The organism is Yersinia sp. Marseille-Q5920 (assembly GCF_946902935.1).
GTDB classification, from domain to species: domain Bacteria; phylum Pseudomonadota; class Gammaproteobacteria; order Enterobacterales; family Enterobacteriaceae; genus Yersinia; species Yersinia rochesterensis.
Genome location: NZ_CAMPQA010000002.1, coordinates 419,758 through 433,990 on the forward strand (window position 1 = coordinate 419,758; position 14,233 = coordinate 433,990).

Consider the following 14,233-nt stretch of genomic DNA (forward strand, 5'->3'; position numbering starts at 1 on the left):
GTATTTTTACCACAGTCAATTTTATAAAGCAAACCATCAATTATATAAATAGTTTATAAAAAGAGATTAAAAAATAATAAGTTAGCCTTTCTAAAAACAACAAAACCCCTGCATTGCAGAGGTTTTGTATTCAGCATAACTGCCGGGTTCTCCCAGCAGTTCATGGAGTTAGAGCAACTTATGCCGTAGCGCCCGCGACAGCTTGTTTGGCTAATTCAGTAATGCGAGCGTAATCACCTTTTTCCAACGCATCAGCCGGAACCAACCATGAACCGCCGATACACAATACGCTTTTCAGCGCCAGGTAATCGCGATAGTTGTTCGGTGTGATACCGCCAGTTGGGCAGAAACGCACTTGAGAGAATGGGCCGCCGATAGCTTGCAAGGCTTTAACACCACCATTAGCTTCTGCCGGGAAGAATTTAAACTCACGCAGGCCATAACTCATGCCAAGCATCAGTTCAGAAACTGTGCTTATTCCTGGGATCAATGGAATATCACCTTCGGTTGCCGCTTTGAGAAGTTCATCAGTCAGCCCTGGGCTAATGGCAAATTGAGCACCTGCTTCAACCACGTCAGCCAGTTGCTGCGGATTAAGAACCGTACCCGCCCCCACAATGGCCTCAGGAACTTCTTTGGCAATAGCGCGAATAGCCTCAACAGCACAAGGGGTGCGCAACGTCACTTCCAGCACCCGAACACCACCAGCCACCAAAGCTTTTGCTAGCGGTACCGCCTGCTCGATCTTATTTATCACGATCACCGGGACGACAGGGCCTGCGGTCATTACCTGCTCTGCGCTCATTTTCCAGCTTTTCATTCGTTGTTATCTCCACTTATGCCGGTTGGCATGGACTCACCCGAAGGTGTCAGTTGAAAGATGGCTGGCAGAACATTGACGATGAGGTTTCGCCAGCCATAAAGAATCACAATGCGAGCCAGCTAACGGCTCTTTATTATTGCACCTGAGTGGGCGCTGTTATCGGGCAATATACCCGTCATACTTCAAGCTGCATGTGCGTTGGCTACGCTCAATAACCCGAATCACTTACTGATGTAAGCTCATCGGGACTCTCTCGCTTGCCGCCTTCCTGCAACTCGAATTATTTAGGGTATAGTCATAACCTAAATAGTTATTCGAACTCATTCCATGAACGGCCATCACGAGTAATCATAGCAACAGAGGCTACTGGCCCCCATGTCCCAGATTGATAAGGCTTTGGAGCCTCATTATCAGCAGCCCACGCATCCATGATGGAATCGACCCACTTCCAAGCTTCCTCCACCTCATCACGGCGCACAAACAGGGCTTGAATACCGCGCATCGTCTCCAACAGCAGACGTTCATAAGCATCCGCAATATGCTGTTCGTTAAAGGTTTTGGAGAAGCTGAGATCAAGCTTGGTGGTTTGCAGACGGTGTTTATGCTCAAGACCGGGCACTTTATTCAGCACTTCAATTTCGATGCCTTCATCTGGCTGCAAACGGATGGTCAGTTTGTTCTGTGGTAATTGTTGATAAGACTCACGGAACAGATTCAGCGCAGGGTTTTTAAAGTACACCACCACTTCAGAACATTTGCTTGGCAGACGTTTACCGGTTCTCAGATAGAACGGCACACCGGCCCAACGCCAGTCATCAATATCGACCCGGATAGAAACGAATGTTTCGGTATTGCTGCTCTTATTCGCCCCTTCTTCTTCCAGATAGCCGGGGACTTTATTGCCCTGTACAAAGCCGGCCGTATACTGACCTCGAACCGTGGTTTCGCGGACATTGGTGTGATCAATACGGCGCAGCGAGCGCAGCACTTTCACTTTTTCATCACGGATACGGTCGGTACTCAAATCTGCCGGTGGTGACATGGCAATCATGGTTAGGATTTGCAGCAAGTGGTTCTGGATCATGTCGCGCATCTGACCGGCCTGATCAAAATAGCCCCAGCGCCCTTCAATCCCCACTTCCTCTGCGACAGTAATCTGCACATGATCAATGGTGCGGTTATCCCAGTTAGACGCAAACAGTGAGTTAGCAAAACGCAAAGCCAACAGATTCAATACTGTCTCTTTACCTAAATAATGGTCGATACGGTAAACCTGGCATTCGTTGAAATACTCAGCGACCTGATCATTAATCACCCGTGAGGAAGCTAAATCTTTCCCCAAAGGTTTTTCCATTACCACGCGTGCTGGCTCTTTATTCAGCCCCGCTTCACCCAATCCTTTACAAATTGCGCCAAAGGTATTCGGCGGCATCGCGAAGTAGTTGATGGTTGTGCGATTTTTTTGATCCAGCATTTTGCCCAATTTGGCAAAGTGTTTGCTGTCATTGACGTCTAAATTACAGAAATCGAGGCGAGAACTGAGTTTTTGCCACAATTCATCATCCAGCGTCTCTTTCATAAAGGTATCGAGGGCTTCCCTTACCACGGCTGTGTACGCGTCTTTGTCCCAGTCGGCACGGCCTACGCCGATAATCCGAGTATCAGGGTGGATGTGACCCGCTTTCTCTAATTGGTAAAGGGAAGGCAACAGTTTCCGACGCGCTAAGTCGCCCTTAGCGCCGAAAATCACCAGATCACACGCCTGGGCTGCCTGGGCTGTATTAGTTACCGCCATGTTATACTCCTCGTTGCAGGATATTTGTAATTTTCTTACATTACTAATGTACTCTCTTTGACTATAGCCAGTAAACCCAGATAAAAGTGGACCAAAAAAGGTTAAAAAACACTCAATAGAGTGGCAGGCCGCGTCAAATCAGGCGGTGCAACTTTAAAATGTAATTTTATGACGTTTTTGACAACTATTTACCATTATGAAAATTAGACACAGGTCATATTCTGGTGAAAAAGAGTTGTTTCCAACCAGATGTCTCTGCCAACGGGTTCCAGCTCGTAGTATATTTTCATTAAACCGACATAGATTTCTCCTTTAAATGAAATCGGTAAAACCCATGGGTGACTCTCGTTATATGAATACGCTGGAAAATATCCAAAATAATCTGGACCTCCTGAGCAAGTCGGAAAGGAAAGTCGCCGAGGTGATCCTCGCTTCCCCACAAACTGCCATCCACTCAAGTATTGCCACATTAGCCAAATTGGCGAACGTCAGCGAACCCACGGTAAACCGCTTTTGCCGTCGACTAGACACCAAAGGTTTCCCTGATTTTAAACTTCATTTGGCACAAAGTCTGGCAAATGGCACACCTTATGTGAATCGGAACGTCGAAGAGGATGATAGTGTAGCCGCTTACACTGGGAAAATATTTGAATCGACCATGGCCAGTTTGGATATGGCGAAGAATAATTTAGATATTGCCGCGATCAACCGAGCAGTGGATTTATTGACACAAGCGAAGAAAATTTCGTTCTTTGGCCTTGGTGCGTCGGCCGCTGTAGCCCATGACGCAATGAATAAATTCTTCCGGTTTAATATCCCGATAATTTATTTCGATGATATCGTGATGCAACGCATGAGTTGCATGAATTCCAATGAAGGTGATGTGGTGGTATTAATATCACACACTGGGCGGACAAAAAGCCTCGTTGAGCTGGCACAGCTCGCGCGTGAAAACGATGCCACAGTGATTGCCATTACCTCGCGTGATACTCCGCTGGCTAATGAAGCAACATTACCTCTGTTGCTGGACGTGCCGGAAGATACTGATATGTATATGCCGATGGTATCGCGTATTGCTCAATTGACCTTAATTGATGTCTTAGCGACCGGTTTTACTCTGCGCCGAGGGGCTAAATTCAGGGATAACCTAAAGCGGGTTAAAGATGCATTGAAAGAATCTCGCTTCGACAAAAACTCTCAACAAATCAATAGTGGTGAGTAAGGTTAGAAAACTAAATGTGTCAAAAAGTAAATGACACGCAGGCCGAAGTCGCTTTGTTTTGTGTTAGCGCATCTTCTGCCGTGAAAGTTTGACGTATCATTGAAATATGATACGTGTTTGACTCGATCAATATCCGAGTCAATAAGGAGTCAATAGCTCGCTTTTGTAATGTGGTCATTGATGTAAAAATGGAATCTGCATGGGCCATTTTACGCATCAATTGTTTTACAGTCGCAAGCGGATAACATAAATGACACTATGTTGTTGTAAAACGTTTTGTTGTAAAACGTTGTTAGCGCAAACATAACTGTCACAGATACATCGTCGTAAAATTTGTCACTTACATTAGATTTTACTATCGGATTTATTATCCGCTGTTTTAACAACACCATGCTTCATCAGTCAACGGAGTAAGAGATGTCCAGACGGCTCAGAAGGACCAAGATTGTTACTACACTGGGGCCGGCTACTGACCGCGACAATAATCTGGAAAAGATTATTGTCGCGGGTGCTAACGTAGTCCGCCTGAATTTTTCCCATGGTAGTGCTGAAGATCATATATCGCGGGCCAATAAAGTCCGTGAGATTGCCGCCCGATTGGGGCGCCATGTAGCGATTCTTGGCGATTTACAGGGTCCTAAGATCCGGGTATCTACTTTTAAGGAAGGAAAAGTCTTCCTTAACGTACACGATAAATTCTTGCTCGATGCCAATATGGCAAAAGGCGAAGGCGATAAAGACAAAGTTGGTATCGATTATAAAGGATTACCGGCAGATGTTGTTCCCGGTGACATCCTGTTGCTGGACGATGGTCGCGTACAATTAAAAGTCATTGAAGTTCAGGGCATGAAAGTGTTCACCGAAGTGACTGTCGGCGGCCCGCTCTCCAACAACAAAGGTATCAACAAGTTAGGTGGTGGCCTGTCTGCTGAAGCGCTGACAGAAAAAGATAAAGCCGACATTATTACTGCCGCCAAAATTGGTGTGGATTTCCTGGCGGTCTCTTTCCCACGTACTGGCGAAGATTTGAATTATGCTCGCCGTTTGGCGCGTGATGCTGGCTGCAATGCGCAAATCGTAGCAAAAGTTGAGCGTGCTGAAGCCGTGGCGACAGATGAAGCCATGGACGATATCATTCTGGCCTCAGATGTAGTGATGGTTGCCCGTGGTGACTTGGGTGTCGAAATCGGCGACCCTGAGTTAGTCGGCATTCAGAAAAAACTGATTCGCCGGGCTCGCCAGCTAAACCGTGCAGTTATCACTGCGACCCAGATGATGGAGTCAATGATAACCAACCCAATGCCAACACGTGCGGAAGTAATGGACGTGGCTAACGCCGTATTGGATGGTACCGATGCGGTCATGTTGTCAGCCGAAACAGCAGCGGGCCAGTATCCGGCTGAAACGGTTGCCGCCATGGCGCGTGTTTGTCTCGGTGCAGAAAAAATCCCAAGTATCAATGTGTCCAAACACCGCCTTGATGTGCAATTCGACAATGTCGAAGAAGCCATTGCGATGTCGACCATGTATGCGGCAAACCACTTGAAAGGCATTACAGCAATTATTGCGATGACTGAATCTGGCCGCACGGCGCTGATGATGTCGCGTATCAGTTCTGGCTTGCCAATCTTTGCGATGTCACGTCATGAGCATACTTTGAACCTGACGGCTATTTATCGCGGTGTCACGCCAGTGTATTGCGATACCCATACTGATGGCATTCTTGCCGCAACCGAAGCAGTTAATCGACTGAAAGATAAAGGTTTCCTGGTGTCTGGCGATTTAGTTATCGTCACACAAGGCGATGTTATGGGGACGATTGGTACCACCAATACCAGCCGCATCATCCGCGTTGAGTAATCTTTAATTAGAAACAAAAAGCCCACTCATTAATAGCGGGCTTTTTGTTGTCTCTATTCAACTACATTCAACTGTCGGCCTTTACTCAATGACCGACCTTAGAGATCCTTACGAACATACGGCTCTATCTCGCCTTCTCGCCGGGTTTTCAGCAGTTTTAGAATCCAGGTATATTGTTCTGGATTCGGTTTAACCAACAACTCAACTTCTTCATTCATTCGGCGCGCAATATAAGCATCGTCGGCATCGGCCAAATCATCCATTGGCGGACGAATATAGATATCAAGGCGGTGCTCACGATAATTGTAAACCGGAAACATGGGAACAATGGCCGCACGACAAACTTTCATCAACCGCCCGACTGCCGGTAATGTCGCCTTATAGGTCGCAAAGAAATCAACAAACTCACTTTGCTCAGGGCCATAGTCCTCATCGGGTAAATAATATCCCCAAAAACCCTGACGCACTGAGCTAATAAACGGCTTAATGCCACTTTCACGTGCATGAATGCGCCCGCCAAACCGCAAGCGCGCGCTATTCCATAAGTAATCGACTAATGGATTTCGTTGGTGATGGAACATACCAGCAACCGGCTTACCTTGTTCAGCTAACAGCATGGCGGGAATATCAATCGACCATGCATGGGGCACTAACAAAATAACATTGCGCTCCTGCTGCTGTAGGCCATCAAGAATATCCAACCCGTGCCAGTGAACACGCGATAACACTTTCTTTGGGTCACGAAAACACAGCTCGGCCATCATCATTAAAGGCTGCGCTGCGGTCGCAAACATTTGATCAATAATATGTTCGCGCTCTGCCTCTGGCAGCTCTGGCATACAATAAAGGAGGTTAATGCGGGCACGACGACGGGCACTTTTGGCAAATTTACCCGCAAGACGCCCCACCCCGGCCAATAATGGATCACGGAATTTCGGTGGGACATAAGCCATAGCCGCCATTGCCCCAGCACCTAACCATACCCCCCAAAACCGGGGATGTAGGAAAGATTTCTTAAATACCGGAATAAAACCAGCTGCGTCGTTTTTCTCTTTATGCATGGGAAACTCTTGGAATGGGCGGTGGGATAATAATATACCGCTGGGTATAAACACGCCGGTAGCATAAATTCATGACTACCGGCGAGCTATTAATCCAGTTGCAGCTGCGGAATGACCTGCTTCGCAATAGCCAGATAGTCACTGCGGTCTTTGCCGCTCAGCCCTTCTGAACGCGGTAACTTAGCGGTCAATGGGTTAACGGCTTGCTGGTTCATCCAGAATTCATAATGCAGATGCGGGCCTGTGGAGCGGCCGGTGTTACCCGACAAGGCAATACGATCACCACGTTTCACTTTTTGGCCTGGTTTCACCAGTAATTTTTTCAAATGCATGTAACGGGTGGTGTATTGGCGGCCATGACGAATAGCCACATAGTTACCCGCAGCCCCGCTACGTTTAGCAATAACCACTTCGCCATCACCGACAGCAAGCACTGGGGTACCCACTGGCATCGCAAAATCCACCCCTTTATGCGGTGCAATGCGCCCGGTTACCGGGTTAATGCGGCGAGGATTAAAGTTAGACGAGACCCGGAATTGCTTCATGGTAGGAAAACGCATAAAACCACGCGCCAAACCAGAACCAAGCCGGTCATAGAACTTACCGTCATCGGCACGGATGGCGTAATAATCTTTACCGCCAGAACGCATACGCACCCCAACCAGTTGGCTTTGCTCACTGCGGCCATCAAGTATTTCACGGGACATCAACACCGAGAACTGATCACCTTTACGCAGTTTGGCAAAATCCAACTGCCATTGTAATGCTTTTGTCACAGCGCGAATCTCTGCGCCCGTCAAACCGGCTTTTTTGGCACTGGTAACAAAACTACCGTCGAGCCGACCGGTGAGAACCGCATTGGTCCACTCGCCTTTCTGTAACTCTTTTGTTTCTTTGAAATTATTACCTACACGGTCATAGGTGCGGGTTTCACGACGAGAAACCTCCCATGTCAGGCGCTGCAAATCACCGGTGTCGTTGACTGTCCAAGAGATTTGTTGCCCGATTTTCAGATTTCGCAAATCACGATTTTGAGTTGCCAACAGCGAAACATCGGAGATATCAATGCCATATTGGGTCAGAATGGTACTAAGGGTATCGCCGGTCGAGACCACGTACTCATGAACACCACTTTCACTGACATCTTTAGCATCTAATTCGTCTTGTGGGATTTCATCATCAGGGGTTGGCTGATCAATAGGCTCACTGGCTTCGGGGAGTAAAACACGGCTTTGGCTGGTATCTAATACAACACTTTTAGCAACAGGTTCGTGCTCCGAATGATAAACAAAAGGCCGCCAAACAGCTACGGCCAGTGTCATTACAGTCAACGACCCCAGCATAATGCGGTGGGGTCGAGGGAGATTGTTATACGCCAAAGTGATAGTTCGGACTATCTGCTGCACTTATGAGTATCCTTTTAATCTTACTTCAGGCAGCTCACGTATTGGTTCGACAACTGAGACATAAAGTCCACATAGCTGTCCTTGCCTAATACTATGCCACTCCCCAAAGGATCTAAGGTGCCTGAACGCACGTCTGTTCCTTTGGCGACAGCATTAATGACGGCTGGCCTGAATTGTGGCTCAGCAAAAACGCATACCGCGTTATGCTCAACCAACTGTGTTCGAATTTGATGTAAACGCTGCGCACCAGGTTGAATTTCGGGATTGACTGTAAAATGCCCTAATGGGCTCAAGCCAAAATGTTTTTCAAAGTAGCCATAAGCATCATGAAAAACGAAGTATCCCTTACCTTGGGCAGGCTTTAACATAGTAGCAATATTTTTTTCATTTTGCGCTAGTTGATCCTCGAATCGGCGCAGGTTTGCATCTAGCTTGTCCTTATTTTGTGGCATAAGTTCCAATAATCTGTCGTGAATAGCAATTGCCGATTGTTTGGCAATGGTTGGGGACAACCAAATATGCATGTTATATCCACCATGGTGGTGCTCGTCACTATGATTATCTTTCGCATGATCATGATCATGCCTTTCATCTGCCCCTTCATTACCCCCCTCTTCATCACCTTTCATTAACAAAGGTGTAACTGACGGTAGCTGTGCCAAGGCTATCTTTTTATTATCAGTAACTTGCGTTAACGGTTTTGCTAAAAATGCTTCCATTTCCGGCCCAACCCAAATAACCAGGTCAGCGCTGCGTAACCGCTGGACATCTGATGGACGCAAAGCATAATCATGTGGCGATGCGCCATCGGGCAGTAAGACTTCGGTGGGTAATACACCATCAGCAATGGCTGCGGCGATAAAACCTAACGGACGCACTGATGTAACGACCGCAGCGGAGGCAATATTAAATGGGCTGGCCGCTAAAATTGCACTGCCCAAAATTGCCCGCTTCAACCACTTGTTTTTATGTAACATAATATGAACTCTCGACGTTTTGATCGCTAAGGCGTAATATTATAACATTCAGTCGGTTCTGCAAACGTAATCATAATGCCCACATTGGTCACACTAAATAAAATATCCGTCACTTTTGGTAGTCGGCGGGTATTAAATGATATTTCCCTTTCACTGCGTCCGGGGAGAATTCTCACTCTGCTTGGGCCAAATGGCGCGGGCAAATCAACACTGGTTCGCGTAGTGTTGGGGTTAATTGCCCCCACCAGTGGCACTCTTGTTCGTGAGTCAGGTTTGCGCATTGGCTATGTTCCACAAAAGCTTCATCTGGATGCCACCTTGCCGCTAACAGTCAGCCGCTTTATGCGCTTGAAACCGGGTGTTAAAAAAGCGGATATTTTACCCGCTCTTAAACGAGTTCACGCGGCGCATCTATTAGACCAGCCGATGCAAAAACTGTCCGGTGGTGAAAATCAACGTGTTCTCTTGGCCCGTGCATTATTAAATCGGCCGCAGTTATTAGTGTTAGATGAGCCAACGCAAGGTGTTGATGTTAATGGTCAATTAGCACTGTATGACTTAATTGAACAGTTACGCCGAGAACTCGGCTGTGCCGTCTTGATGGTTTCCCATGACCTGCATTTAGTAATGGCCAAAACTGACGAAGTATTATGTCTTAACCAACATATTTGTTGCTCCGGTGCACCAGAAGTGGTTTCAACTCATCCTGAGTTTATCGCCATGTTTGGTAATCGCGGAGCAGAGCAATTAGCGGTTTACCGCCATCACCATAATCATCGCCACGATTTGCACGGAAAGATTATTTTGAAAAACAGTGGGAGCCGGGACGCATGATTGAATTATTGTTGCCTGGTTGGTTAGCCGGTGTGTTGCTGGCTACTGCAGCCGGCCCTCTGGGGTCTTTTGTCGTCTGGCGGCGGATGTCTTATTTTGGCGATACCCTAGCGCATGCATCATTACTGGGTGTTGCCTTCGGTTTATTGCTCGATGTGAACCCATTCTATGCCGTGATAGCAATGACCATGGCGCTAGCACTCATTCTGGTGTGGTTAGAACGCCGCCCACAATTAGCTGTCGATACACTGCTCGGGATTATGGCTCATAGCGCATTATCTTTGGGTCTGGTGGTGGTTAGCCTGATGCATAACGTGCGGGTCGATTTAATGGCCTATCTATTTGGCGACCTGCTTTCCGTGACTCTGAGTGATATCTGGCTCATTGCCGCTGGAGTGGTCGTGGTGTTGGGGATATTGTGCTGGCAATGGCGATCATTGCTATCAATGACCATCAGCCCGGAGCTGGCCCATGTGGACGGTGTAAATTTAGAGCGCGTTCGGATGTTGCTGATGCTAGTGACCGCACTGACCATAGGGTTGTCGATGAAATTCGTCGGTGCATTGATTATCACTTCCTTGCTGATAATCCCAGCCGCTGCTGCTCGCCGCTTTGCTCGGACACCAGAACAAATGGCCGGAATTGCAATTGGTATTGGCATTGTCGCGGTGACAGGCGGTTTAACTTTCTCTGCTTTCTATGACACCCCGGCAGGCCCTTCCGTCGTTCTTTGTGCCGCTGTGATGTTCATCCTGAGTCTGTCACAAAAAGCGCGCGGGTAATAATTGTTAAGTGGGGTTTATATTAATAAACCCCATTCTTAACCCCTTCCCCTATTTTGCCCATCACTTCCCATAACCATCAATTCTGTTTTTTATATTTTAATTAGTGTGATCAACCACAAATACAATATATATGCAGTGTAATACCCTGCATAATACTTCAAACATTGAGCAATATATTGATTATGCCGATTCTTAACTCGTCTCTGCATGGGCTTTGTACGCTCTCAATTTACGCCGAATGACCATTCGCACAGAGGCGACTTATCATGGAAAGATCCACCCCCACAGGTTTACTTCAGCAACCTAAACCGTTCTTTATGATCTTTTTTGTCGAGTTATGGGAGAGATTCGGTTATTACGGTGTACAAGGTATTCTGGCTGTTTTCTTCGTTAAACAGCTTGGGTTCTCGCAAGAACAAGCATTTGTCACTTTTGGTGCTTTTGCTGCTTTGGTTTATGGCCTAATTTCCATCGGTGGATATGTCGGTGACCATCTACTCGGGACTAAACGCACCATGGTCTTGGGGGCGGTAGTGCTGGCGTTGGGATATTTCGCCACCGGTTTATCATTGTACCAACCGAACCTGATTTTCTTTGCTTTAGGAACTATTGCTGTGGGCAATGGTTTATTCAAAGCCAACCCAGCCAGCTTATTATCTAAATGTTATCCGCCGAAAGATCCTCGGTTGGACGGGGCCTTTACTCTATTCTATATGTCGATCAATATCGGCTCCTTAGTGTCACTTTCACTGGCACCGGTTATAGCCGAACGTTTTGGTTATACCGTGACCTATTACTTATGCGGCATTGGTTTGATTTTTGCCCTGCTGGTCTACTTCTGCTGTCGTCATATGGTGCGCCATATTGGTTCTGAACCCGATACAAAACCCTTAAATTGGCGCAATCTGCTATTGGTGCTGCTGGGCAGCGCAGTGATGATATGTGTCTGCGCCTGGTTGATGAATCATGTGTTCATTGCCAATTTGGTGCTAATCGCGTTGTCACTGGTCGTCGTCTTTATCTTTTTCAGAGAAGCATCGAAGCAGGACCAACTGGGCCGTAATAAAATGTTTGTTGCTTTCATTCTGATGATTGAAGCTATCGTATTTTACGTTTTATATGCACAAATGCCGACTTCGCTTAACTTCTTTGCTATCAATAATGTCCATCATGAGATCCTCGGCTTCAGCATTAATCCAGTTAGTTTCCAAGCGCTTAACCCATTCTGGGTGGTGGTCGCCAGCCCCATTTTGGCCTCAATTTATACTCGGTTGGGCAGCCAAAATCGTGACTTATCCATGCCCGCAAAATTTACATTAGGGATGTTTTTATGTTCGCTGGGTTTCCTGACTGCGGCTGCGGCCGGAATGTGGTTCGCTGATGCACAAGGTCTAACATCACCTTGGTTTATTGTTCTGGTTTATTTATTCCAGAGCTTGGGGGAGTTGATGATAAGCGCCCTTGGCTTAGCGATGGTGGCGGCTTTAGTGCCACAATACTTAATGGGGTTTATTCTTGGGATGTGGTTCTTGACTCAGGCTGCCTCATTCCTGATTGGCGGCTACGTTGCAACCTTTACCGCGACACCTGAGGGCATGACTGATCCACTTGAAACCTTACCTATCTACACGGATGTGTTTGGTAAAATTGGCATGGTCACACTGGTAATTGCGCTGGTTATGGCACTACTTATCCCATGGCTTAACCAAATGATTAATACATCGACCACGGAGAAAACAGTCGCCTAAGAATAGCGCGATCAGGGCTGGCACCAGCGCAGCCCTGCATCAAAGAGGCTTACTCTGCGCGGATGATACCAAAATGTTTATAAGCATGATTGGTGGCAATGCGCCCACGGGGGGTCCGCTGGATAAAGCCTTGTTGGATTAAATACGGCTCCAGCACGTCTTCAATGGTTTCCCGCTCCTCACCAATTGCCGCCGCCAAGTTATCCAACCCCACTGGGCCGCCCATAAATTTATCGATAACAGCCAGCAAGAGTTTGCGGTCCATAAAATCAAAACCTTCGGCGTCGACATTCAGCATATCCAGCGCTTTCATCGCCACATCGCCGTTGATAGCGCCATCGGCCCTGACCTCAGCGAAATCACGCACGCGCCGTAACAAGCGGTTGGTGATGCGCGGTGTCCCTCGGGAGCGACGGGCTAATTGATGTGCCCCGTCAGGAGTGAGTTCCAGCCCCAAATATTTGGCACTGCGGGTGACGATATGTTCTAAATCAGCAACTTGATAAAACTCAAGGCGCTGCACAATACCAAATCGATCACGCAACGGTGCAGTTAATGACCCCGCACGGGTCGTCGCGCCAATCAAGGTAAATGGGGGTAAATCGAGTTTGATTGAGCGCGCCGCCGGGCCTTCTCCAATCATGATATCCAGTTGATAATCTTCCATGGCCGGATAGAGGATTTCTTCAACCACGGGTGATAAACGATGGATTTCATCAATGAATAATACGTCGTGCGGCTCAAGATTGGTCAGCATAGCAGCCAAGTCGCCCGCTTTTTCCAATACCGGGCCAGAGGTGGTACGCAGATTCACCCCCATTTCATTAGCAACAATATTTGCCAATGTGGTTTTTCCCAGTCCCGGAGGGCCAAATATCAGCACATGATCCAGCGCATCACCGCGCTGTTTCGCCGCCTGAATGAAGATTTCCATTTGCTCGCGGACATGGGGCTGCCCGACATATTCTGCCAACAGCTTCGGGCGGATAGCCCTATCAATACTCTCTTCATCACTGATAACACCCGCAGAGATCAGGCGGTCTGCTTCAATCATTTTAGACCCCTACTTCAATCATCTTAAAACCCTATTCATTCTATAACGCGGCACGCAAAGCATCACGGATCAGGGTTTCACAATCAGCGCCCGGTTTAGCAATTTTGCTCACTAAACGGCTAGCTTCTTGGGGTTTATAACCTAAAGCCACCAGCGCAGAAGCGGCTTCTGCTTCGATATCGGCATCAGAGATTTGTGACGAACTACTGGCAGGTAATTGAATATCACCGGTATTATTGAACAAGTCACCATTGAGACCTTTAAAGCGGTCTTTCATTTCAACAACCAAGCGCTCAGCTGTCTTCTTGCCGACACCCGGTAATTTCACCAGAGTGGTGATATCTTCCCGTTCAACCGCCGCCACAAACTGTTGTGCTGACATGCCGGAGAGAATGGCCAGTGCCAGTTTTGGCCCCACACCATTCACTTTTATCAACTCACGAAACAGCGCCCGTTCTTGCTTATCATTGAAGCCGTACAGCAGTTGGGCATCTTCGCGCACCACAAACTGGGTAAAGATAATGGCTTCCTGCCCCAATTCTGGCAGCTCATAAAAACAGGTCATTGGCAGTTGGACTTCATAGCCAACGCCGTTTGTTTCCAGCAGCACCAAGGGGGGCTGTTTTTCCAGAATGATACCTCTGAGGCGCCCTATCACGTTGACTTTC

General features: G+C 47.5%; 12 protein-coding genes. 5 read left to right on the forward strand and 7 right to left on the reverse strand.

The window, feature by feature from the left end; all coding sequences use genetic code 11:
• Positions 1–178: 178 nt before the first annotated feature.
• Together OVO64_RS04560 and zwf are read right to left on the reverse strand one after the other, a co-directional pair.
• Positions 179–820 carry a bifunctional 4-hydroxy-2-oxoglutarate aldolase/2-dehydro-3-deoxy-phosphogluconate aldolase gene (locus tag OVO64_RS04560; RefSeq protein ID WP_038633345.1) on the reverse strand — a complete coding sequence of 214 codons (642 nt, stop codon included), beginning with the start codon at positions 818–820 and terminating at the stop codon, positions 179–181.
• Between the two features lie 313 nt (positions 821–1,133).
• Positions 1,134–2,618 carry a glucose-6-phosphate dehydrogenase gene (gene zwf, locus OVO64_RS04565; RefSeq protein ID WP_004390690.1) on the reverse strand — a complete coding sequence of 495 codons (1,485 nt, stop codon included), beginning with the start codon at positions 2,616–2,618 and terminating at the stop codon, positions 1,134–1,136.
• A gap of 334 nt (positions 2,619–2,952) precedes the next feature.
• On the opposite strand from zwf, the gene OVO64_RS04570 reads away from it, so the two are divergent.
• Together OVO64_RS04570 and pyk are read left to right on the forward strand one after the other, a co-directional pair.
• Positions 2,953–3,840, forward strand: coding sequence for a MurR/RpiR family transcriptional regulator (locus OVO64_RS04570; protein ID WP_271301877.1), 888 nt, complete (start codon positions 2,953–2,955; stop codon positions 3,838–3,840).
• Positions 3,841–4,257: 417 nt separating this feature from the next.
• On the forward strand, positions 4,258–5,700 hold the full coding sequence (gene pyk, locus OVO64_RS04575) for a pyruvate kinase (protein WP_038633348.1): 1,443 nt from the start codon (positions 4,258–4,260) through the stop codon (positions 5,698–5,700).
• A gap of 98 nt (positions 5,701–5,798) precedes the next feature.
• On the opposite strand, the gene lpxM is transcribed toward pyk, so the two are convergent.
• The 3 genes from lpxM to znuA all read right to left on the reverse strand — a co-directional run bounded on the left by lpxM (position 5,799) and on the right by znuA (position 9,144).
• Positions 5,799–6,761 (reverse strand): lauroyl-Kdo(2)-lipid IV(A) myristoyltransferase, encoded by a 963-nt coding sequence (gene lpxM, locus OVO64_RS04580; RefSeq protein WP_038633351.1) that lies wholly within the window; start codon positions 6,759–6,761, stop codon positions 5,799–5,801.
• Between the two features lie 89 nt (positions 6,762–6,850).
• Entirely contained in the window at positions 6,851–8,167 is a 1,317-nt protein-coding gene (gene mepM / locus OVO64_RS04585) for a murein DD-endopeptidase MepM (protein ID WP_038633355.1), read from the reverse strand.
• Between the two features lie 20 nt (positions 8,168–8,187).
• On the reverse strand, positions 8,188–9,144 hold the full coding sequence (znuA, locus tag OVO64_RS04590) for a zinc ABC transporter substrate-binding protein ZnuA (protein WP_038633358.1): 957 nt from the start codon (positions 9,142–9,144) through the stop codon (positions 8,188–8,190).
• Positions 9,145–9,219: 75 nt separating this feature from the next.
• Here znuA and znuC point away from each other — a divergent pair, with 75 nt between their 5' ends.
• The 3 genes from znuC (at position 9,220) to dtpB (ending at position 12,511) form a co-directional block, all read left to right on the forward strand.
• A complete protein-coding gene (znuC, locus tag OVO64_RS04595) occupies positions 9,220–9,978 on the forward strand; it encodes a zinc ABC transporter ATP-binding protein ZnuC (RefSeq protein ID WP_038633361.1) in 759 nt (252 codons plus the stop codon).
• Entirely contained in the window at positions 9,975–10,760 is a 786-nt protein-coding gene (znuB, locus tag OVO64_RS04600) for a zinc ABC transporter permease subunit ZnuB (protein WP_038633364.1), read from the forward strand. The genes znuC and znuB overlap by 4 nt, the downstream gene beginning before the upstream one ends.
• A gap of 269 nt (positions 10,761–11,029) precedes the next feature.
• Complete coding sequence (gene dtpB / locus OVO64_RS04605; protein WP_038633366.1) at positions 11,030–12,511, forward strand: dipeptide/tripeptide permease DtpB; 1,482 nt, start codon at positions 11,030–11,032, stop codon at positions 12,509–12,511.
• 49 nt (positions 12,512–12,560) lie between these two features.
• Here dtpB and ruvB read toward each other — a convergent pair whose 3' ends face one another.
• Together ruvB and ruvA are read right to left on the reverse strand one after the other, a co-directional pair.
• Positions 12,561–13,565: a Holliday junction branch migration DNA helicase RuvB gene (gene ruvB, locus OVO64_RS04610; protein WP_038633370.1), complete on the reverse strand. Its 1,005-nt coding sequence runs from the start codon at positions 13,563–13,565 to the stop codon at positions 12,561–12,563.
• Between the two features lie 40 nt (positions 13,566–13,605).
• Positions 13,606–14,223, reverse strand: a complete 618-nt coding sequence (gene ruvA, locus OVO64_RS04615; RefSeq protein WP_038633373.1) for a Holliday junction branch migration protein RuvA — start codon at positions 14,221–14,223, stop codon at positions 13,606–13,608.
• Positions 14,224–14,233: the final 10 nt, after the last annotated feature.